The organism is Piscinibacterium candidicorallinum (assembly GCF_047549485.1).
In the GTDB taxonomy this organism is placed as follows: domain Bacteria; phylum Pseudomonadota; class Gammaproteobacteria; order Burkholderiales; family Burkholderiaceae_C; genus Piscinibacterium; species Piscinibacterium candidicorallinum.
Genome location: NZ_CP180191.1, coordinates 2,907,263 through 2,928,825, shown reverse-complemented (window position 1 = coordinate 2,928,825; position 21,563 = coordinate 2,907,263). Strand labels below are relative to the sequence as shown.

The 21,563-nt window shown below is 66.7% G+C and carries 14 protein-coding genes; 5 read left to right on the top strand and 9 right to left on the bottom strand.

Annotated features, from left to right (window positions below):
- Positions 1 to 5 precede the first annotated feature (5 nt).
- Together ACMDW7_RS13290 and edd are read right to left on the bottom strand one after the other, a co-directional pair.
- Entirely contained in the window at positions 6 to 2,813 is a 2,808-nt protein-coding gene (locus ACMDW7_RS13290; protein WP_414859564.1) for a type VI secretion system Vgr family protein, read from the bottom strand.
- A 387-nt stretch (positions 2,814 to 3,200) separates the two neighbouring features.
- Positions 3,201 to 5,018, bottom strand: a complete 1,818-nt coding sequence (gene edd, locus ACMDW7_RS13285) for a phosphogluconate dehydratase (protein WP_377303890.1) — start codon at positions 5,016 to 5,018, stop codon at positions 3,201 to 3,203.
- Positions 5,019 to 5,412: 394 nt separating this feature from the next.
- On the opposite strand from edd, the gene zwf reads away from it, so the two are divergent.
- The 4 genes from zwf to malQ are packed head-to-tail and all read left to right on the top strand — an operon-like array spanning position 5,413 to position 11,346.
- A complete protein-coding gene (zwf, locus tag ACMDW7_RS13280) occupies positions 5,413 to 6,873 on the top strand; it encodes a glucose-6-phosphate dehydrogenase (RefSeq protein WP_377303892.1) in 1,461 nt (486 codons plus the stop codon).
- 26 nt (positions 6,874 to 6,899) lie between these two features.
- A complete protein-coding gene (gene pgl / locus ACMDW7_RS13275; RefSeq protein ID WP_377303894.1) occupies positions 6,900 to 7,622 on the top strand; it encodes a 6-phosphogluconolactonase in 723 nt (240 codons plus the stop codon).
- A gap of 39 nt (positions 7,623 to 7,661) precedes the next feature.
- Entirely contained in the window at positions 7,662 to 9,761 is a 2,100-nt protein-coding gene (gene glgX / locus ACMDW7_RS13270) for a glycogen debranching protein GlgX (protein ID WP_377303896.1), read from the top strand.
- A 52-nt stretch (positions 9,762 to 9,813) separates the two neighbouring features.
- Positions 9,814 to 11,346, top strand: a complete 1,533-nt coding sequence (gene malQ / locus ACMDW7_RS13265; protein ID WP_377303898.1) for a 4-alpha-glucanotransferase — start codon at positions 9,814 to 9,816, stop codon at positions 11,344 to 11,346.
- A gap of 69 nt (positions 11,347 to 11,415) precedes the next feature.
- Here the strand turns inward: malQ and yiaA are convergent, their stop codons facing one another.
- The 7 genes from yiaA to ACMDW7_RS13230 all read right to left on the bottom strand — a co-directional run bounded on the left by yiaA (position 11,416) and on the right by ACMDW7_RS13230 (position 18,217).
- On the bottom strand, positions 11,416 to 11,847 hold the full coding sequence (gene yiaA, locus ACMDW7_RS13260) for an inner membrane protein YiaA (protein ID WP_377303900.1): 432 nt from the start codon (positions 11,845 to 11,847) through the stop codon (positions 11,416 to 11,418).
- A 78-nt stretch (positions 11,848 to 11,925) separates the two neighbouring features.
- A complete protein-coding gene (locus ACMDW7_RS13255; RefSeq protein ID WP_414859563.1) occupies positions 11,926 to 12,336 on the bottom strand; it encodes a PH domain-containing protein in 411 nt (136 codons plus the stop codon).
- Between the two features lie 97 nt (positions 12,337 to 12,433).
- The gene (locus ACMDW7_RS13250; RefSeq protein WP_377303904.1) at positions 12,434 to 13,420 is read right to left on the bottom strand and encodes a Bug family tripartite tricarboxylate transporter substrate binding protein; all 987 of its coding nucleotides are present in this window, start codon (positions 13,418 to 13,420) and stop codon (positions 12,434 to 12,436) included.
- A gap of 129 nt (positions 13,421 to 13,549) precedes the next feature.
- A complete protein-coding gene (locus tag ACMDW7_RS13245) occupies positions 13,550 to 13,756 on the bottom strand; it encodes a DUF2783 domain-containing protein (protein WP_377303906.1) in 207 nt (68 codons plus the stop codon).
- Positions 13,753 to 15,441, bottom strand: a complete 1,689-nt coding sequence (locus ACMDW7_RS13240; RefSeq protein ID WP_377304277.1) for an FAD-dependent oxidoreductase — start codon at positions 15,439 to 15,441, stop codon at positions 13,753 to 13,755. Before ACMDW7_RS13240 ends, ACMDW7_RS13245 begins: the two co-directional genes overlap by 4 nt.
- A gap of 19 nt (positions 15,442 to 15,460) precedes the next feature.
- Positions 15,461 to 16,426, bottom strand: a complete 966-nt coding sequence (locus ACMDW7_RS13235; RefSeq protein ID WP_377304279.1) for an MBL fold metallo-hydrolase — start codon at positions 16,424 to 16,426, stop codon at positions 15,461 to 15,463.
- A 45-nt stretch (positions 16,427 to 16,471) separates the two neighbouring features.
- On the bottom strand, positions 16,472 to 18,217 hold the full coding sequence (locus ACMDW7_RS13230) for an alpha-amylase family glycosyl hydrolase (protein WP_377303908.1): 1,746 nt from the start codon (positions 18,215 to 18,217) through the stop codon (positions 16,472 to 16,474).
- A gap of 239 nt (positions 18,218 to 18,456) precedes the next feature.
- On the opposite strand from ACMDW7_RS13230, the gene ACMDW7_RS13225 reads away from it, so the two are divergent.
- Positions 18,457 to 21,240, top strand: coding sequence for an alpha-1,6-glucosidase domain-containing protein (locus ACMDW7_RS13225; RefSeq protein ID WP_377303910.1), 2,784 nt, complete (start codon positions 18,457 to 18,459; stop codon positions 21,238 to 21,240).
- The last annotated feature ends 323 nt before the right edge of the window (positions 21,241 to 21,563 follow it).

Genomic DNA, 21,563 nt, shown 5'->3' with positions numbered 1-21,563 from the left:
GGGGTTCATGCGTCGGGCGGCAGGATCTTGATGCTGCAGCGTTCGGAGATCAGTGACTGCTCAATGCCCGTCTTGCCTTCACCGTCCGTGGAACCGGACACCTTTCGGCCATCCTCATAGGTGATTTCGAACTTGCGATTCGCGACGGCTGCACCGCTGGCCAGCAGCAACACGAATTGCTGGTCGTACTTCAGATCGGACTTCGAAAAGCTGGGCAATGCCGTACCGATGCTGCCTGGCCCTGCAAGCACGTACTTCGCAGCCTTGACTGTGAATCCATTCGGCGCACCCAGCTCAAGATCCTTGCCGGCCAGCTTCAGATAGGCGCCGCCGCTTTCAGCCAGCGTGATGTGCTCCTTGGCCTCCAGCAGGATGTGCTTCTGTGATGCGCTGAGGTGGATGGCCTGTTCGGCGTTGATGACGGTGTCATCATGCTGGCTCTGGATCAGCACCTTGCCCTGGTGCGCAATCTGATGGATGCCGCCTGCGTGGGTGTATTGGCGGATGCCTGTACCCGCATGCAGGTGCATCTGCTGCCCGCTGGTGAGCTGGATGTGCTTTGCGGCCACCTGATCGAGCGTCTGCCCGGCGGCCAGGGTCACGCTGTGCGGGCTGGCCATTGCAATGCCTGCCGGGCTGTGCAGGGCCAGGTGGTTGGCGCTGGGGTCGGTGTTGTCTGGTTCGTTGTTGGCGCCGGCCGCAAGCCCCTTCACCTCCTTGAGCTGGGTCTCCTGCGGGGCGTGGTCCGGGCCCTTGGTGTCCTTCTCGTCCTTGGCCGTACTGGCGCCGGCCTGGCTGGCGCTGTCGGTGAGGCTTTGTGCGAGGGTCAGGGCTTCTTGCAGCACGGCAATCAGCTCATTGCGGTCCAGCGCCCCGCCCACGGCTTGCGCGCGTCCGTCGGTGGTGATGAGCAGGCCCTTGGCTGCGCGGATGGCACCCCAGTGGTCGGTGCGCAGCTCGAAGCCTTCGCCGCGCGGTTCCGCACTGGGTTTGTCGACAGCGCCGGCTTCTTCGGCACTGTCGGCTCTGGGATGCACCAGATACCCCAGGTTGAGCTGGCTGGCGCCGTGGGTTGTGGCCAGCTGCAGGCGCACTTGCCCGGCGGTGTCATCGAACAGCAGCTGGTTGTAGCCCGATCCGTTGAGCTCCTTGCTCTTGAACCCGGCCAGGGCCTGGTTGCCCGGCAGGCTGCCCGCATCGCTGAAGGCGGCGGCTCGCTGCTCGGCGTTGTACAGGCGGCCGGTGGCGATCGGCGCGTCGGGGTCGCCCTCGACGAAGCTGACGATCACCTCCTGGCCCACACGGGGCAGGAACTGCGCGCCCCAGTTGGCCCCGGCCCAGGGCTGGGCAACCCGCAGCCAGCAGCTGTCCTGGCCGTTCCTGCCGCCGTAGCGATCCCAGTGGAAGTGCACCTTGATGCGGCCGTGGGCGTCGGTGTGGATCTCGCCGGCACCGCTGCCAACCACGGTGGCGGTCTGGATGCTGTGGATCTGCGGGCGCGGTGTGACGCGCGCCGGGCGATGGGGCTGCTCGCTGCGCTGGGCGCTGATCTCGGCGTGGAAGTAGGCGCCGCCGGCACTGAGCACTTCTTCGAGGCTCGGCGACCCACCGCGCCGCGAGTACGCGGCTTGGAGCTCGCTGGCAGAGGAGTGTCCACTGGGACGCTCCTCTGTCCCGCTCACTCCTTCGTAGCTGGCAAACACCACCGTACAGCGCTCGCCGGTGATGAGGTAGTGGCCGTTCTGCCCGGCCTGGGGGTGCTTGGTGAGGGTGAAGCAGCCGCCGGTGCTCAAGCCGCGGGCACTGGTGGCACCCGTCCAGGTGCGGGTGCCGGTGGCGATCGATTCGAGCAGCACCTGGGCCTGATGCTCTGCGATGGACTCCTCGCGGCTTTCCTTGTGGAACTGACCCGGTGCCTCGTAGATCTCGGCATGGGCGCCTTGCAGCTGAGCGCTCAGGCTCGCATCGGCCCGGCCGCCGGTTTGGGGGGCGCCAGGCTTGAGGAAGGCGTAGTCGCTCAAGGTGACGCTGGATGCGGCGATGCTGCGCTGCTCGGTCCAGCTGAGCAGGGCCTGTTCGTCCTCGCGGCGGCTGCCCACCTGGGCGTGGAAGGGGACGGTCTCGTAGCCTGGGCAGTCGGCATGTTTGGCCGCGCTGTCGGTGAAGACGATGCTGTGGCTGCCTGGCCCCGGATTGGCGCCGAGCAGGGCGCCTGCACCTGAGCCGGCGCCTTCGGCCGGATGGTGCACGACGTGGTAGGTGATGCCTTCGAGCTCGCACAGGCGGTTGATGAAGGCCAGATCGCTCTCCCGGTACTGCACGGTGTAGGGCCGCTTGGGGTAGGCGTGGGTGAGCTTGAACTCGCTCTTGGCAATCGCGTGATCGCCCAGCACGGCAGCAAGGATCTCGGGGACGCTGGCGTCCTGGAAGATCTTGCAATCGGTGGTGAGGCTCAGGAACCACAGCCAGGGGCGCAGGGTGACTTCGTAGCGGGTGAAGCGACCCACTTGATCGAGCTGCCGCGCGGACTGCACGAGGCCGTCGAAGGGGCGGGTCTTCGCTTCAGCCAGGTTCAGGCGCAGGTAGGTGGTGAAGTGCTCGCCCAAGAGGCCATGCAGGTCGATGCCGGCGTCCAGCGAGAGGAACTGCAGGGTGCTGGGCTCGGTGCTGTTCAAGCGGCTGCGGGATTCGAGCCGGTGAAACAGCAGGGGCGATGCGGCCAGGCCGGCGCGGGTGCCGAGCTGAGCCAGCGGTGTGGCGCCCGCAAGCAGGCTGCGCGCAGCAGCGGCTGCGCCTGAGGTGGCTGTGACCATGGAGCGATCCCCGACCGGCTTGCGCGCATCGCACTCAGGCCCCCGGGAGGACGGGGACACGGGCTGCGCGCGCCGGCTGTTCTGCAGGGCAGTCTACGCAGAGCGTGCATCTTGATCACCCGACCCCCATCGCGCCGACTGGGTATGAACCGCTGCTCGCAGGACGCTCAGATACCGTGGGTGGGGGATCGCGGGCAGGTTTGGGCGGAACTGCGCGGCACGGGCCACAGCCTCAGTGGCCGAAAAGAAATGATCTTGTGATCGCTATAGGGCGCCTACCGCATGATCCGTGCGGGCTATGGCCAAATCGTGGCTTCACAAAGTTATGGCCGATAATGACTTATATAAGGCGGAATGCGCTCCTTCAGGCATCCGCACGGCCATCCGTCAGGCCATCCAGCTCACCGCGCCCTCTTCAGCAGTGAGCGCGTTGGCGCGGCTGATTGCAAACAGCTCGCGGCCACAGCCCCAGCTGTTGGCTTCCAGGTCCGGGGTCTCGGCGTTGCGTGCGGCCCAATCGGCGGCGTTCACCAGGGCTTGCAGCTCGCCGGTGTCGCCATTGACGCGAACCACGTCCCCGTCACGCAACAGACGCAGCGGGCCGCCCACCAGTGCCTCGGGCGACACATGAATGGCTGCCGGCACCTTGCCGGATGCGCCGGACATGCGCCCGTCAGTCACCAGCGCGACCTTGAAGCCACGGTCCTGCAGCACGGCCAGCGGCGGGGTGAGCTTGTGCAGCTCGGGCATGCCGTTGGCGCGCGGGCCCTGGTAACGCACGACCACCACCACGTCGCGGTCCAGCTCGCCGGCCCTGAAGGCGGCCTGCATCTCGGCCTGGTCGTGGAAGATGCGGCAGGGTGCTTCCACCACGCGGTGCTCCGGCTTCACGGCGCTCGCCTTGAAGATCGCGCGGCCCAGGTTGCCCTGCATCAGCTTCATGCCGCCGTCCGGCGTGAAGGCGGTGGCCACGGGGCGCACAATGGTCTCGTCCAGAGACCTGGCCGGTGCCGGCTTCCACGCGAGCGCGCCGTTCTCCATCGTCGGCTCCTGGGCATAGGCACGCAAGCTGGCCTTGGCCACGGTCTTCACGTCCTCATGCAGCAGGCCAGCATCCAGCAGTTCGCGGATCACGAAGCCCAGGCCGCCCGCGGCATGGAAGTGGTTCACGTCCGCCTTGCCGTTCGGGTAGATGCGGCACATGCTCGGCACCACGGCGGAGAGGTCGGAGAAATCCGTCCAGTTGATGATCACGCCGGCGGCGCGGGCAATCGCCACAAGGTGGATGGTGTGGTTGGTCGAGCCGCCCGTGGCCAGCAGACCGACGATGCCATTGACGATCGCGCGCTCGTCGATCACATGGCCGATCGGCGTGTAGTCGCCCGCCAGCTTGGTCAGGCCGACGGCGCGGCGCGCAGCCTCGGCTGTGAGCGCATCGCGCAGCCCGGTGCCCGGGTTGATGAATGCGCTGCCCGGCAGATGCAGGCCCATGACCTCCATGAGCATCTGGTTGCTGTTTGCCGTGCCGTAGAAGGTGCAGGTGCCGGCGCCGTGGTAGGCCTGAGCCTCGGCTTCGAGCAACTCCTCGCGGCCGACCTTGCCTTCGGCGTACAGCTGGCGCACCTTGGCCTTTTCGTCGTTGGACAGGCCCGAAGTCATCGGCCCGGCGGGCACGAAGATCGTCGGGATGTGGCCGAAGGTCAGCGCCCCGATCAGCAGGCCCGGCACGATCTTGTCGCACACGCCCAGCATGAGCGCGGCATCGAATACGTCGTGCGACAGCGCCACCGCCGTCGCCTGGGCGATCACGTCGCGCGACCATAAGGAGAGTTCCATCCCGGCCGTACCCTGCGTGACGCCATCGCACATCGCCGGTACGCCGCCTGCAAACTGCGCCGTGGCGCCCGCTTCGCGTACCGCCCGCTTGATGATCTCCGGGAAGTGCTGCAGCGGCTGGTGGGCCGAGAGCATGTCGTTGTAGGCCGAGACGATGGCCACGTTGGGTGCACGCTGTTCGCGCAGCAGCAGCTTGTCGTTGGCGGGCGCCGCCGCAAAGGCATGGGCCAGGTTGGCGCAGGACTGGCGCGCCCGCTTGGCGCCGTCCACACGCTGTGCCTCAAGCCGCTTCAGATACAGGCCACGGCTGTCGCGGCTGCGTTCGATGATGCGTTGCGTGACCTGAGCGAGCGTGGCGTTGACCGGCATGGTGTCCTCTTGGAATGCGGCGGGCGTGCAAGATGCGCACCGCTGACGTAAGCAAACTACATTTTTGCACGCGTTGCGCCAAGTAGGTGACAAACATCCCCATCAAGCTCGGGGTTGTCGGCGTGACGCTATTCCCCTAAGCAGTGCATTGAATGCAAACGTTTGCGTCTGTTTCGATCGACCTGTGGATTCACCGAGGACTGCGTTTACATTAGGCTGTAGTTTTGCTACCTTGGGCCTGTCGCGCGATGCGGCACGCCCTTGCGTGCAGGTCGCTGTTCCAAGCATGGACGTCTGCACGGGAGGCAGAGCCGGAGGGCTCGGCGGGCAGGCGCCAAGCGCCGACTGTGGTGCACAGCGCAGCACAGGGGCGCTCACAAGAAAGGCTCTGTTCGTGTCCCAAACGCATTCCGCGGATCTGGTGTTCTTCGGCGGCACCGGCGACCTCGCCATGCGCAAGCTCATCCCGGCCATCTATGCCGCCTCACGTGGTGGCAAGTCGATGGATGATGTGCGCGTGATCGGTTGTGCCCGGCAGAATCTTTCCACCGAGCAGTACCACTCACTGCTCACCGAGCAGGTCCCCGAGTTTCTTGGGGACAGCTTTGACGCTGCAGCCTGGGCTGCCTTGCTGGCCCGCGTGAGCTACGTGACGGTGGACGCCGCCAAGCCCGAGGACTTTGCGCGTCTGGGCGAGGCCATGCATCCGGACGTGAACCGTGCCCGGGTCTACTACCTGGCGACCACGCCCACCCTGTTCACTCCGATCTGCCAGAACCTGGCCGCCGCCGGGCTGGTGACACCCGCGTCCCGCGTGGTGCTCGAAAAGCCCCTGGGCCGCGACCTTGCGTCCTCGCGCACCATCAATGACGCCGTGGGCGCCATCTTTGCCGAGCACCAGATCTACCGCATCGACCACTACCTGGGCAAGGAAACGGTGCAGAACCTGCTGGCGCTGCGCTTCGGCAACGCCATGTTCGAGCCCCTGTGGTCGCGCGCCTGGATTCGCGACGTGCAGATCACGATTGCCGAGCAGGTGGGCGTGGGCGGCCGCGGCGAGTTCTATGACAACACCGGGGCGCTGCGCGACATGGTGCAGAACCACTTGCTGCAGCTGCTGTGCATCGTGGCCATGGAGCCGCCGGCCACCATCGACGCCGATGCCGTGCGCGACGAGAAGGTCCAGGTGCTGCGCGCACTCAAGCCCTACACACTCGCTGAAGTGCAGAGCCATACGGTGCGTGGCCAGTACCGGGCCGGTGCCGTGGCCGCCAAGCCGGTGCCGGGCTATCAGGACGAGGAAGGCATTACGTCCGGCTCGCGCACCGAGACCTTCGTAGCTCTGAAGGCCGAACTCGCCAACTGGCGCTGGGCCGGTGTGCCCTTCTATCTGCGCACCGGCAAGCGCATGGAGCAGCGCCTGGCGGAGATCGTCATCAACTTCAAGCAGGTGCCGCACTCGATCTTCGAATCCTCGGTGGGTGCGCCCGAGAACAATCGCATGATCATCCGCCTGCAGCCTGATGAAGGCCTGACCCTGCAGCTGCAGGCCAAGACGCCGGGCGAGGGCATGAAGCTGCAGGAGATTTCGCTCAACCTGAACTTCGCCGACACGGCCAAGGCCCGCCGCCAGGAAGCCTATGAGCGCCTGCTGATTGAAGTGATCCAGGGCCGCCTGACCCTCTTCGTGCGGCGCGATGAGCAGGAGGCCGCGTGGAAGTGGGTCGAGCCGATCATGGCCGGCTGGGACGCCTCGCCCGAACCCCCCAAGCCCTACAACGCGGGCACCTGGGGTCCGGCGGCGTCTGCCGCGCTGGTCGGCCGCGATGGCAGCACCTGGCCTGAAGAGTCCTGAAGCTGATCGGGAGCAGAGACAGTCAGATGGCGACCACTGAATCCGGCGGGGCCCTGCTGCCGCGCATCGAGCGCTTCAAGAGCGTGCAGGCCCTGTCCGACGCCGTGGCTGGCCGCGTGGCCGGCGCCGTGATGCAGGGCGTGCAGGCCCGCGGTGCGGCGCAGCTGGTCTTCTCCGGCGGCAGCACCCCCGAGGTCTTCCTGCCGCAGGTGGCCAGTCTGGACCTGCCCTGGGAGAAGGTCACGGTCATGCTTGCGGATGAACGTTGGGTCGATGAGGATCACCCGCACTCGAATGCGGCCATGCTCCGGCGCACCCTGCTGTCCCATGAGGGGCCGAGCCGCGCGCAGTTTGTGCCGCTGAAGAACGGCGCACCCTCGGCCGGTGCGGGTGTGGGTGCCTTGCGCGCCAGCCTGCCGTCCAGCCTGCACCGGCACGACCTTGTGCTGCTGGGCATGGGCAACGACGCCCACTTCGCCTCGCTGTTTCCCGGCACGCCGGGCCTCACGGCGCTGCTCGATCCGGCCAACACCGATCGCCTCGCAGCCATCCCGGCCCCCACCACCGCTGCGCCGGCGATTGAGCGCATCTCGATGACCTATGCCGAACTGATGCACGCGCGCGGCGTGGCCTTGGTGATCCAGGGGCAGACCAAGCTCACCGTGCTCGAAAATGCCTTGCGTGGCGCAGATCCGATCGCCACGCCGGCCGCAGCACTGCACGACATCGACGTGCTGTGGTGTCCGTGAGCGGCTGATCCGGCCAATGTGCAGTCTTCCAGTCATCGAATGAGCGTTCATCTCCCGCAGCAGCTCGAACCAGGACGTCACGAGCCTTTCGGCAGCCTCGCCCGTGACTGCGGTGTCAACTTTGCCGTGTTCAGCCAGCATGCCCAGCGCATGGAGCTGTGCGTGTTCGATGCCGATGGCGTGCGCGAACTGCGGCGCTATCCGCTGTACGGCCCGCATGACAGCGTGTGGCACGGCTTTCTGCCGGGCGTGGGTGCCGGACTCGTGTACGGATTCCGTGCCCACGGCCCGTACGAGCCCTGGAACGGCCACCGCTTCAATGCCAACAAGTTGCTGCTCGATCCCTATGCCCAGGAGATCGTCGGTCACTTCACCTGGCGCGCCGAACATCACGGCTATGAGCTGGGTCACCCGGATGGTCCGCGCTCGTTCGACACGCGCGACAACGCGCTCCATGCCCTGAAGGCGCGTGTGACGGAACCGCCCCCCGCGTCCGCAAGCCCGCGCTTGAATGCACCGCGCATTCCGCTGCCCGAGTTGGTGCTCTACGAGATGCACGTCAAGGGCTTCTCCATGCAGCGCGAGGATGTGCCCAAGCCCCTGCGTGGCACCTACGCTGGCCTGGCGCATCCGGCCTCGATCGCGCACCTGAAGCGCCTTGGCGTGAATGCAGTCTCGCTGCTTCCAGTGCACTACCGGATTGACGAGCCGGGGCTTGGCGACCGCAGCTTGACGAACTACTGGGGCTACAACACCCTGGGTTTCTTCGCGCCGGACCCGCGTCTGGCGCAGCACCGCGGCGACCCGTCCGCCGTGAATGCGGAGTTCCGCAGCATGGTCGCGGCACTGCATGCCGCAGGCATCGAAGTCATTCTGGATGTGGTCTACAACCACACGCCCGAAGGCAACGAATACGGGCCGACCCTGTCCTTCCGCGGACTGGACAACGCCAGCTGGTACCGCCTGACGCCGGATGACCGCAGCCGCTGCGAGAACCTCACCGGCTGCGGCAACACCGTCAATGTGGCGCATCCCTTCATCACGCAGTTCGTGCTGGATTCGCTGCGCTACTGGGTGCAGGTCATGGGCGTGGATGGCTTCCGCTTCGATCTCGCCCCGGTGCTCGGGCGCACGCGCCACGGCTATGACGCCAACGCGGCCTTCTTCACGGCCATGCGGCAGGACCCAGTGCTCTCCCAAGTGCATCTGATCGCCGAGCCCTGGGATGCCGGCTACGACGGCTATCAGCTGGGCCACTTTCCCGGCCGCTTCATGGAATGGAACGACAAGTTCCGAGATACGGTGCGGCGCTACTGGCTCAACCGCGAGGTCAGCCGCGGCGAATTTGCGCGGCGCTTCACCGCGTCCAGCGACGTGTTCCATCATGGCACGCGCCTGCCCACGGCCTCGATCAACTTCCTGTCGGTTCATGACGGCTATACCCTGGCCGATCTCACGAGCTACAGCCGCAAGCACAACGAGGCCAACGGCGAGAACAACCGCGACGGCCGTGATGGCGAGCCCGCAGCCAATTTCGGCGCCGAGGGGCCGAGCGACGATGCCGCCATCCGAGCGCAGCGCCGGCGGGTGCGTGCCGCGATGCTCACCACGCTGCTGCTTGCCCAGGGCACGCCCATGCTGCTGGCTGGCGACGAGGTGTCCAACAGCCAGAGCGGCAACAACAACGCCTACTGTCAGGACAATGCCACCGGCTGGGTTGGATGGGATCCGCAGCCCGATGAAGACTTCAGCGCGCTGATCCACACGCTCACCAGCCTGCGCCTGCAGCATGCGGCGCTGCGCCACGAGCGCTGGTTCTGCGGCGAGGACGTGGTCTTGCCCGAGCGCAGCGTGCAGTGGTTCGCGCCGTCCGGCCGGGCCATGCAGCCGCATGACTGGCACGAACATGGCCAGCACGCGTTTGCGTGCCGCATCCAGTCGCGAGCCGATGCGCAGACGCCGCCCGAGCAGTGGCTGATCGTCTTCAACCCGGAAACTGCTGCGCTGCCCTTCACCCTGCCCCCCGGTGCCTGGCGGGTCGTGCTCGATTCGGCCGCCGAGATCCAGCCGGGCTTTGCACCGCCTGCACCGGGTCCGGTGTCGATCCCGGCGCAGGCCGTGGTGCTGCTCCGGGCCTAGGTCTCACGCGTTTACTCACTCACTTCTGTTCCACCCCAAGGCTTCACGCATCATGAATCTGAACCAGCGCCGCTCCGGTGTCCTGCTGCACATCACCTCGCTGCCCGGGCCGCATGGCATTGGCGACTTCGGCCCTGCGGCCTTCAAGTTTGTGGACTGGATGGCCAGCGCCGGCCAGACCGTCTGGCAGACCCTGCCGATGATGCCGATCGGCCCCTGCGATTCGCCCTACATGAGCGTGTCGGCCTTTGCCGGCAGCCCCTTGATGGTGGCGCTGGAGCCACTGGTGGAGAAGGGCTGGCTGCCGCAGCCTGCATTGCCAGAGGGCGGTTTTGATGCCGCACGTGCCGATTACGGCCGCGTGGTGCCTTGGCGCCTGGCTCAGCTGCGTGCGGCGTGGGCCGGATTCAAGTCCAAGGCGTCGGCCCATGACAAGAGCGCGCTGGATGCCTGGGCCAAGCGCGAAGCCAGCTGGCTGGACGACTATGCCCTGCTCATGGCCCTGGAAGGCCAGTACGGCGCCCAGGGCAACTACTGCTGGTGGCAGTGGCCTGCAGACCTGCGTGCCCGCAAGCCCAAGGCGCTGGCGGCTGCGCGCGCGGAGCATGCCGACGAGGTCGGCTTCTGGAGGTTCGTGCAGTGGTGCTGGGATGTGCAGTGGGCCGCGATCAAGGCCTATGCCAACAGCAAGGGCATCTCGATCATGGGTGATCTGCCCATCTTTATCGCCCATCACAGCGCCGACTGCTGGTCGCGCCCCGATCTGTACTACCTTGATGAGGACTATCAGCCCACCGTGGTCGCCGGTGTGCCACCGGACGGCTTTGCGCCCGATGGTCAGCGCTGGGGCAACCCGCTGTACCGCTGGGACCGCATGGCGGCCGAGGACTATGCCTGGTGGACCCAGCGCATCCGCCGCGCCATGAGCCAGGCCGATGTGTTCCGCATCGATCACTTCCGCGGCTTTGCGGGCTACTACGAGATTCCGGCCAGCTGCCCCACCGCGCGCGAGGGTCAGTGGGTGCCTGGCCCTGGCAAGGCCCTGTTTGCGGCGATCGAACGCGCCCTGGGCAAGCTGCCCATCGTGGCCGAAGACCTGGGGCTCATCACCGAGGACGTGACTGAGCTGCGCGATCACTTCGGCTTTCCCGGCATGAAGATCCTGCAGTTCGGATTCGGGGGCGACGGCACGCACGAATTCATGCCGCAGAACTACACGCCCAACTGCATCGTCTACACCGGCACGCATGACAACGACACCGCCCGCGGCTGGTGGGACGCCGCCCCGCACCATGAGCGCAGCTTCTGCGGCGCCTACCTCGCCTGCAGCGAACACGACGTGCACTGGGCCATGATCCGCGCGGCCAGCAACTCGGTGGCCAACATGGCCATCTTCCCGCTGCAGGATGTCCTGGGCCTGGGCAATGCCGGGCGCATGAACCTGCCAGGCTCTACCGAGGGCAACTGGCAGTGGCGCTTCACCTGGGAGCAGCTCGGCGCCGAGCCGGCTCGTGTACTCGGCCTGATCTCCGGTGGCAGCGGCCGTGCGCCGTTCGAGCTGGTGAAGCGGGCGCTCGGTCTCTAGACGATCAGCTCGGCTTGGAATGGAAAAGGGCGCGATTGAATCGCGCCCTTTTCAATGGACCTTCAATGCTCAAGCGTCTTGCGCGAGCCCACCACGTTGTGCGGCGTTGAACAGCGCAATGTCGCGCGTGTTCTTCTGGATGGCCACAGCGGCAAACAGCGCCAGCAGGAAGCCCATGGCGTAGAAGCCCTTTTCCGTGCTGTTCAGGCTGGCGTTCCATAGGCCCACGCCGAGCAGGCCGATGGACAGGATCAGCGAGAACCAGCACAGGCCGAAGTAGATGCCCGTGACCGGAATGCCTTCCAGTCGGTCGCGCACCGACTTCTGCAGCGACACCGCCGAGAACAGGCCGTACATGAGCACGGTGAAGTAGTAGCCCTTTTCGTTGAGCTGCATATTCGAGTTCCACAGGCCGATCATGTAGGTGGCGGCACCGACCACCAGGGCCAGCCAGGACGCGCCGACAAAGGCGGCGGTGGGGCGTTGCAGGACGGGTTTCATGCTGACGTGTACTCCCTGAGCCTCTCGAACGGAGGCGGTGGTGCAGTGTATTGAGCGCACCCTGCGCTCAAACCGTGGCTACCCAGAATGCGGTGCGTCCTGTACGCGCGCAGCGTCCACACGCTGCTGCAGCGCGGCCTGAAAGCCCGCCAAGTCCCGCGGCGAAACCAGGATGTCGTCGTACCCCACCCGAATCGCCAAGCGGTTCATCGACAGCGAAAGACCGGCAACCAGTGTGCGCGTGGGTTCTATACGTCGGATCTCGCCATAGGGCACGCGGATGCTGCGAAGCCCAGCGCGCACAATCAGTGCGTCCTGTGTGAGTGTGTAGACGCACGGCCACATGAGCCCCGGGACAGTCGCAAGCACCGCCAAGAAGCTCAGGGTGAGCAGCGCATTGCCCAGCACCGATGCGCTCCAGCCAGTCCAGACTGCGTAGCCGACGATGGCGATGGTCGCTGCCATCACCGCCACAACCCACCCGTCCACCGCGCTGGGGTACGTCAGATCCCGGGATGGTGTCGGCTCGCCTGCGCTTGTGCTCACCTCGCACCGAGGGCGGAGTGGGTCATCCGGCTTCACGGGATCACTCAATCTTGAACCCGTTCTCCCGGATCAGCTTGCCCCAGCGCTCACGCTCGGTCTTCACATACGCGGCCATCTGTTCGGGTGTGCCGGGCAGGGCTTCGAGCGACAGGGTGTGGAAGCGTGCTTTCACCATGGTCGTGTCCAGCGCCGCCTGCAGGGCCTTGTGCAGCTGCGCCACGGTCTCCCTGGGCGTGCTGCTGGGGACGACCAGCCCCTGCCATGCATAGGCCTCGTAGCCCTTCACACCCTGCTCGATCAGCGTGGGGACGTCCGGGAAGTTCTTCAGGCGCTGGGCGCTGGCCACACCGATGGCGCGCAGCCGTCCGGCGTTCACATGCTGTTGCACGCTGGCCGTGTCCATCAGGCCGACCTTGATCTGGCCGCCGAGCAGGTCCTGCACCGCCGGCGCTGCGCCGCGGTAGGGCACGTGCGTCATCTTCAGGCCGCTCATCTGCTTGAGCAGTTCCGTGGACAGGTGATGCGGGCTGCCAAGACCGGCCGAGGCATAGCTCACGCCCTGGGGCTGCGCGTTGGCCCAGGCGGTGAACTCCTTCCAGTTCTTGGCGGGCACGTCGTTGGAGACGACCAGCAGCATCGGAAAGCGCGCGAGCAGGCCCACGGGCGTGAAGTCCCGATCCGGGTCGTAGGGCAGCTTGGCGAACAGACTCGGGTTGGCGGCGAGCGTGGCGAAGTCGGCGGTGAAGAGGATGTTGCCGATGTCCTTGCTCTTGGAGACGTAGTCCGCCGCGATGTTGGTGGCCGCGCCCGGGCGGTTGCTGACGATGATGGGGCGCTTGAGCGTCTGGCTCATCTGCTCGGCGACGGTGCGCGCCACCATGTCCGAGCCGCCGCCCGCGGCATAGCCCACAACCCATTCGATGGGCTTGTCCTGTGCGTGCGCTGCAAGGCTGCCCAGGCCCAGCAGGCTGCCGAGTGCGGCGACGCCTAGTGCGCGCACCCAGGTGCGGCGGGGTGTGTGGATCATGTCTGTCTCCTTCTCTTCGAGTATGGCTGTTTTTGAACTAAATCAAATAGAAATATTTCGGCTTTCCGCTTTTCAGAAGCCATTCTTGAAAAGATCATCGATCATCAAAACAGTGGCCGAAAACAAGTTTTACTGGTCGTTTCCCTCAGGATCGTCTGCCTTCGCCATCTCGATCAGCTCGCACAGCCTGCGCTGCGCTCCGATCTCGGCGGCGAGCAGCAGCACCAGTCGCGCGTTGAGCGCCGCGCTGGCGTTCGCGTCCAGCCCCTCATGGGCCTTGAGCAGGGCCTCATAGAAGTCATCGGGCGCATCAATCGCGGGTTCGCGCAGATTCATGGGTGCTGCTCCATGGCATGTTCCGGGGCGTCGGAGACGGCGCCTCGTGGTGCCGCTGCGCGATGCCCGGTCAGCGTGCTCAGTGCCTCAGCCAGTTGCTCGGGCCGCAGGCTGCGCCAGCGTGCGGCCACATGCAGATCCGGCCGCAGCAGGTAGGCCGTGCCCGGCTGCGCGTCGAAGCGGCGAGTCGCCAGGCCCGTCTCATCGAGCCAGCTGCCGCCCACAGCAATCACACCCAGGTCGAAGGCCTGCAGCCAGTCGGGCATGGCGCCCCAGAGCAGCAGCGTGCAGCGGCCGCGCGCGGCCTGACGCAATGCTGCCAGCAGCCACTGGCGCTCGCCGCTGCGGGCGAGCAAAGGCGCATCGGCAATCGGTGCGCCCGGCACGGGGCCGCCATCGAAGCGGGCTTCATCCGCGGCCAGTGTGGACAGTGGCGAATCCACATACGCGCTCGGGCTGGACAGGCGCCCGCTGTTCACCAGACGCTGCGCAAAGCGGTGGCGGCGCGCCAGGTGCAGCACGGCATCGCGCAGCACGCGGCTGGCGTCGGACTTGGGTGTGATGAAGTCGGTACTGCGGGTGGAGTTGCGCAGGTTCTCGTCGGCCGCGGCCTCGCGCTCGGTGCCATAGCTGGCCAGCAGCGCCGTGCTGGCGCGGCCGCGCAGCACGGCGTCGAGCTTCCAGCCCAGGTTGTCCGCGTCCTGGATGCCGGAGTTCGCACCGCGCGCACCGAACGGCGAGACGCGGTGCGCGGCGTCCCCGGCAAACAGCACGCGGCCGTGGACGAACCGCGCCATGCGCTGGCAGGCAAAGGTGTAGACGCTGGCCCACTCGAGACTGAAGGGGATGTCCCGCCCGAAACCCAGCTTCAGCATGGCCTTCACGCGCGGGATGATGGCGTCGGGCTGACGCTCGGCCTCCGGGTCTGCGCCCCATCCGAGCTGGAAGTCGATGCGCCAGACATAACCCGGCTGCTTGTGCAGCAGCACACTGCCGCCGGGGTGGAAGGGCGGGTCGAACCAGAACCAGCGCTCGGTGGCGCCGTCCGGGAACAGATCCTCGTCGATGCGTACATCCGCAATCAGGAAGCGGTCCTGAAACTGGCGGCCGGTCCAGCTCAGACCCATGCGCTCGCGCACCGTCGAGCGCGCGCCATCGCAGGCGGCCAGATACAGCGCCTGCAGTGTGTAAGGCCCGTCCGGTGTGTCGATGCCCAGTTGCACGTAGGCGCCGTGCTGCTCCACCGCAGTGACGCAGTTCATCCAGCGCAGATCCACACCCAGCGCGATCGCCCGTTCGACGAGCAACTGCTCCACGACGTACTGCTGCAGATTGATGAAGGCGGGGCGCTGATGGCCGGGCTCGGGCAGCAGGTTGAAGCTGTAGAGCGACCGCTGCCCGTGAAACACGCGGCCCACGTTCCACGATACGCCGCGCGCCACCATGGCCTCGCCTACGCCCAGCGCATCGAAGATCTCCAGGGTTCGCTTGGCGAAGCAGATCGCCCGGGAGCCGACCGAGAGCGCGGCGTCTGCGTCCAGCACCACCACCCGCTGGCCGCGCTGTGCCAGATCGATGGCCAGAGAGAGGCCGACCGGCCCGGCGCCAACCACCACCACCGGGTGAAGCGCCGGCTGGGCCGCGTCCTGGTCGGCGCTGCGGCGGTAGCTCAGGTCGAGGGCCATGGTGCTGCGCGCTGCGGGTTCAGCCCTCAAGGGCCTTCCACATCTCGATGTCGCGCTCGGCCGTCCAGATGCGCGGGTCGCGGTGGCCGGTCGCTTCGTCGAAGGCGCGGCTCACGTCGAAGGGCATGCAGTGGTCGAAGATGACCCAGTGGCCGTAGGCGGGGCGCACAGCGTCGAGGGTCTCCTTGTAGACCGCGCGCAGATCCTTGTTCTGCGCGGCGCCGGCCTTCACTGCGGCGAACACATCGCTGATGAAGGCGCGCGTGCCGCGCAAGCCTTCAGCCACCTGAGCCTCGCCCGCCAGCGCCGCGCCGCGGCCGGGCACGAGCTGCGCAGGCTTCAATGCCGCGATGGCGTCCAGCGTGGCCGGCCAGTCGCTGAAGTAGGCGTCGCCGCAGTAGGGCGTGGCATCGAACTCCACCAGATCGCCGGAGAACAGCGTGCGCTCGCCCGGCAGCCACACCACCGTGTCGCCCTTGGTGTGGCCGCGGCCCAGCTGCAGCAGCTGAACCTCCAGCCGGCCCAGCCAGAGCGTCATCTTGCCGGTGAAGGTGAGGGTGGGCCAGGTCAGACCGGGTGGCACGCTCTCGACGTTGCGGAACAGGCGCGGAAAGCGGCCGATCTCGCTGGCCTTGTCCTGCTCACCGCGCTCGCGGATCAGGTCCAGCGTGTCGTGGCTGGCGATCACATGCTCGGCGCCTTCCGGTACATACGCCGAGGCACCGAGCACGCGCACTGCGTGATAGTGGCTCAGCACCACATACTTGATCGGCTTGTCCGTCACCTCACGGATGCGGCGGATCACATCGGCCGCCATGATCGGCGTGGCCTGGGTGTCGATCACCATCACTGCGTCGTCGCCGATGACGATGCCGGTGTTCGGGTCGCCCTCTGCGGTGTAGGCCCAGGCGTGTTCGGAGAGCTGCGTGAAGCTGATCTGCTTGTCCTGCAGATCGGCCTGTGAAGCGAAGGCTTTGGTCATGATGAGCGATGCGGGCCGGGTGGGCGCGCATCGCTCGTTGAACCGGCGCTAGGGCGTGCTGAACAGGCTCACCGATCGCGGTGGCAGGCTCACGCTCAGGGTGCCGGCGGCGTCGACACGGACCGATCCGCCCGGGTTGGGATAGGAATAGACCAAGCGTAGGTCGGCAGCCACCGGCTTGAAAGTCAATGTGGTGACACTGTTTGCGTAGTTGACAGCCACGAGGTTGCGCTTGGCGCCTGCGCTGCGCACCCAGCCGATGGCCTGCGCGTTGTGGTGCACCTCGTCCAGCGCGCCGTTGCGCAGGGCCGCATCGGCATTGCGCAGTGCAACAAGCCGGCGATAGAAGGTCAACAGCGAGTTCGGGTCCGCGAGCTGGTCGTTCACATTCGCGGCTGCCACATTGCTTGCGAGTGCACGAAAGGGAGTGCCTGTTGTGAAGCCCGCGGTCCCGGGGTTCGAGGTCCAGCTCATGGGGCCACGCAGGGGCGTGTCGCCGCATGAGGGCTTGCCGTCGTCGCCCGGCTTGCTGTTGGCCGGGCAGGGTGTGCCGGCCATGCCGATCTCTTCGCCGTAGTAGATGAAGGGCGTGCCCGGGCCGAGCAGGTAGGTGGCTGCGGCCAGGCGGTAGCCGACGGCGTCGGTGCCCAGCTGGTCCGTCACGCGGCGGCCCGCAAAGATGTCATGGTTGTGCAGGAAAGTCGCCATGTTGGGGCTGACCTTGGGCAGGTAGTCCGCGATGTTCTTGACGGCCTCTGCCAGTGTCTTGCCCGTACGTTCACCATTGGGGCCGGGCGGATGGCCACCGCGGGCGGCGGCGATGATGTCGTACTGCAAGCCGAACGCAAAGCTCGACCCGCAGACCGAATCGGCCGCCCACTCCTCAGGCTTGGCCGTGGCCTCACACACCACATAGCGGCGCGGGTAGGCCTTGATCAGGTCCTGGAAGCGCTTGGTCAGCGCGCGACTTTCCGGCTGGTCGTTCCAGTCCTTCGCGTTGTTCTCGATCAGATGGGGCGTGGCGTCCAGCCGGTAGCCAGCCAGGCCGCGGTCCAGCCAGAACTTGAGTGCGTCCTCGTGGTACTTCACCACGGCCGGGTTGCGCATGTTGAAGTCCGGCATGTGCTGGCCGAAGGTGCCGAAGTAGAAACCGCGCGCATCGGCCGGCGGCTTGGGCAGGTCCTTGGGGTGGCCCTTGAAGTTCCAGCTTTCCGGCGCGGTGCGATACCAGGGGTTCTTGTCCCAGATCCACCAGCCCTCGGGCATGGGACCATCGGTGAAGACATACCAGTCGCGGTAGGGGCTCCTGGCGTCACTGCGGGCGGAGACGAAGAAGGGGTGCTCGGCGGCCGAGTGGTTGATCACGTAGTCCATGATGATGCCGATGCCGCGGCGGGCGGCCTCGCGCACCAATTCATCGAAGTCGGCCATCGTGCCGTAGGCCGGGTCGATGCCGCGGTAGTCGGTGGTGGCGTAGCCGTGGTCGCCGTCCGCATTGGTCTGGATCGGCATCAGCCAGATGCCGCGCACGCCGAGGGCCTGCAGGTAGTCCAGGCTCTGTGTCACGCCCTTCAGGTCACCCACGCCGTCGCCATTGCTGTCGCGGTACGCGCGCACAAAGATCTCGATGAAGGCGCCTTTGTGCCAGTCCGCAGGCAGCTGGGCGACCGGATCGACCGGTTGGGCCGCAGGCAGCTTGGCCGTCGGCGCAGCGCAGGCGCCCACCATCAGGGCAAGACCGGCCGCGCCAAGGGCGCGCCACAGGGGCGAAAGGGTGGTGGGCAGCAAGGACATGAAGGGCTCGATCCGGCGCAATCTGGCGCGATGTAATTGGATTACGGCATTGCATGGCCGCCTCAGCGGCCGCAAGACTGTGCACTCTGCCGGGTTATTGAGGCGTGATGCGCTCTGACGCTGCTAGCATCCGCCGCGTTGTCTCCTCGGCGTAGTTTTACTACCTAATCGCTTGCGGAGCGCGAAACTTTTCCTGCGGCGCCGCACTCGTGCTGGCACCGCGCCTTCAGGACACTCACATGACGCCATTCCGTATCCTGGCTTGCGGCGCCCTTGCCGCGCTGCTGCCCCTGGCCGCTGCAGTCGCCCAGACCGCAGCTGCCCCTCTGCCGCCGGTTGATTGCAACTTTGCCGGCCATCAGCAGGTGCTGGCGGCCGCGCCCGCGGAGGCCCCCAAGCTCGCGCGCGAGGCCTACTGGCTCAATGGCTTTCTGCTGCAGTGGCCGGGTGCCAAGCCTGCTGCCGGTACGACGTTCAAGCTGCTGAGTTCCGCGCGCGGCGCGGTGGTGGCCCGCACGGGCGGCGTGCCCGAGGGCGTGGAGGCCAGCATCGATCTCACGCCGCGCAGCCAGAGCCTGCCGGCCGGAGTAAGTGAGCGCTTCAAGTGGATCGGCGCCGGCCCGGTGCTGGAGGTGAAGCCCGCCGACCGCAGCCGCATCAAGCCGCTGCTGCGCGGCCAGGTGGTGCTGGCGGCGCTCGACGCCGAGGGCAAGGTAGTGGCCGCCACCCTCACGCAGATGCCCGGCGCACTGGATGCCCTGTATTCCCAGGCTGAGCGTGTGCCCGACCTCGGCGCCAATCTGCGCGAAGGCGCCACCCACTTCAAGCTCTGGGCGCCGACCGCGCAGGCCGTCAGCGTGTGCCTGTATGACACCGGCAGCGGCAACGCCCGTTCCGTACACCCCATGCGCATGGATCTGCCCACCGGCGTGTGGGCATCACGCCTGCCCACCAACCACAGCGGCCGCTACTTCCGCTACGCGGTGGATGTGATCGTGGACGGTGTGGGCCTGGTGCGCAATCACGTCACCGACCCTTACGCGCTCTCCTTCACCACGGACTCCGTGCGCGCCTACATCGCCGATCTGGATGATGCCCGGCTCAAGCCTGCCGGCTGGGACAGCACCCCGCGGCCCACAAAGGTCCGAAATCAGACGGACATGGTGATCTACGAACTGCACGTGCGCGACTTCTCCATCACGGACGCCACTGTGCCCGAGAAGCTGCGCGGCACCTTCGCCGCCTTCACCCAGACGGGCAGCAATGGCATGAAGCATCTGGCGGCGCTCTCGCAGGCGGGGCTCACAGACGTGCACCTCTTGCCTGCCTTTGACATCGCCACAATCCCGGAGAAGGGCTGTGTGTCGCCCCAGATCCCGCAGGCCGGCCCCGGCAGCGAGGCACAGCAGGCCGCAATCGAGGCAGTCTCCGGCCGCGACTGCTTCAACTGGGGTTACGACCCCTTCAACTTCACCGCGCCCGAGGGCAGCTACAGCACCGATGCCTCCGACGGCGCGCGCCGCATCATCGAGTTCCGCGAGATGGTGCAGGCCCTGCACCGCATCGGCCTGCGTGTGGGCATGGACGTGGTCTACAACCACACGCCGGCCTCCGGTCAGAGCGACAAATCCGTGCTCGACCGCATCGTGCCCGGCTACTACCAGCGCCTGAATGCCAAGGGCGCGGTGGAGCAAAGCACCTGCTGCGAGAACACCGCCACCGAGCACATGATGATGGCCAAGCTCATGATCGAGTCCGCCGTGGTCTGGGCGCGGGACTACAAGATCGACAGCTTCCGCTTCGACCTCATGGGCCACCAGCCGCGCCCGGCCATGGAGCAGCTGCAGCGTGCCGTGAACCGCGCCACCGGCCGCAACATCAACCTGATCGGCGAAGGCTGGAACTTCGGCGAGATCGAGAACGGCCGGCGCTTCGTGCAGGCCAGCCAGCTTTCGCTCAACGGCAGCGGCATCGGCACGTTTTCTGACCGCGCCCGCGACGCCGCCCGCGGCGGCGGCTGCTGCGATTCCGGCGAAGCGCTCCTGCGCCAAGGCTGGATCAACGGCCTTGTCTACGCACCCAATGAATCCGCCCAGCGCGCACCCTTCCCGGAGACCGAGCTGATGGCGGCGGCGGACCTGATCCGCGTCGGCCTGGCCGGCTCGCTACGCGGCTACCGCATGACTACGGCCGATGGCGTGGAGCTCAAGCTCGAAGAGATTCCCTATGGCAACCAGCCCGCCGGTTACGCCAGCCAGCCCGGCGAGGTGGTGAATTACGTCGAGAACCACGACAACCACACCCTCTTTGACATCAACGCCCTGAAGATGCCGGCCGACACGCCGCGCGAGGAGCGCGCTCGGGCGCAGATCGTCGGCGCGGCCATCACCGCCTTCAGCCAGGGCGTGGCCTACTTCCATGCCGGCGTGGAAACCCTGCGCTCCAAGAGCCTGGACAAGAACAGCTACGACAGTGGCGACTGGTTCAACCGCATCGACTGGACGCTCACCGACAACTACTTCGGCACGGGTCTTCCGCCCAAGCGCGACAACGGCCATAGCTGGGCGGTCTACAAGCCCGTGCTCGAGAACCCGCTCATCAAGCCCACCGCGGCCGAGATCCAGTGGACCAATCGTGCGTTTCAGGATCTGCTGAAGATCCGCGCCAGCAGCGCCTTGTTCCGGCTGCCCACGGCGCAGGCCGTGAGCGAGCGCTTGCGCCTGCTCAATACGGGCCCGACCCAGAACCCCGTATTGTTGGCCGGGCACCTCAATGGCGAAGGCCTGAGCGGTGCCGGCGGCGCGGGCGCGAACTTCCGACAGCTGCTGTACGTCATCAACGCCTCGCCGCAGGCGCAGACGCTCGATCTGCCCGCAGATCTGCGCAATGCCGCCTGGGTCTTGCACCCGGTGCACCGTGAGGCCGGGGCCGATGCCCGCGTGGCCAACGACGCGCGGACGCTGCCGGGCGGTGCGGCGCTGGCGATTCCCGGCCGCAGCGCGGTGGTGTTCGTGATCCAGTAAGCCGAGGATCCTGGGGTGCGGCGTTCGGCTGTAGCAGGACTACATGGACAAGCCTGCAACCTGTCGAAGCTGCACCGGATCCATGAGGTGTGAGCTAGCAGGGGCGCACGGCGTTGCGCGCGAAGTGCTTGTTGCACATATGTAGTTTTGCTACCATTTCACGACATGGGAGGACGATGATGTTGCACAAAACGCGCCACGCAGCCTCCCGAGCGCGCAATTGCGCGCGCAGTTCGACGCGGCTCGGCGTGCGGCTCGATCGCCCGCGCCCCGCATGACGAGGGGGGAGGACCCATGTTGAACCCGACGATCGCCCGGGCCGG

Excerpts from the sequence above, each read along its gene's own strand:
- ACMDW7_RS13290 (WP_414859564.1), bottom strand. The coding sequence starts at position 2,813 with ATGGTCACAGCCACCTCAGGCGCAGCCGCTGCTGCGCGCAGCCTGCTT.
- edd (WP_377303890.1), bottom strand. The coding sequence starts at position 5,018 with ATGCCGGTCAACGCCACGCTCGCTCAGGTCACGCAACGCATCATCGAA.
- pgl (WP_377303894.1), top strand. The coding sequence starts at position 6,900 with ATGGCGACCACTGAATCCGGCGGGGCCCTGCTGCCGCGCATCGAGCGC.
- glgX (WP_377303896.1), top strand. The coding sequence starts at position 7,662 with ATGAGCGTTCATCTCCCGCAGCAGCTCGAACCAGGACGTCACGAGCCT.
- malQ (WP_377303898.1), top strand. The coding sequence starts at position 9,814 with ATGAATCTGAACCAGCGCCGCTCCGGTGTCCTGCTGCACATCACCTCG.
- yiaA (WP_377303900.1), bottom strand. The coding sequence starts at position 11,847 with ATGAAACCCGTCCTGCAACGCCCCACCGCCGCCTTTGTCGGCGCGTCC.
- ACMDW7_RS13250 (WP_377303904.1), bottom strand. The coding sequence starts at position 13,420 with ATGATCCACACACCCCGCCGCACCTGGGTGCGCGCACTAGGCGTCGCC.
- ACMDW7_RS13245 (WP_377303906.1), bottom strand. The coding sequence starts at position 13,756 with ATGAATCTGCGCGAACCCGCGATTGATGCGCCCGATGACTTCTATGAG.
- ACMDW7_RS13240 (WP_377304277.1), bottom strand. The coding sequence starts at position 15,441 with ATGGCCCTCGACCTGAGCTACCGCCGCAGCGCCGACCAGGACGCGGCC.
- ACMDW7_RS13230 (WP_377303908.1), bottom strand. The coding sequence starts at position 18,217 with ATGTCCTTGCTGCCCACCACCCTTTCGCCCCTGTGGCGCGCCCTTGGC.
- ACMDW7_RS13225 (WP_377303910.1), top strand. The coding sequence starts at position 18,457 with ATGACGCCATTCCGTATCCTGGCTTGCGGCGCCCTTGCCGCGCTGCTG.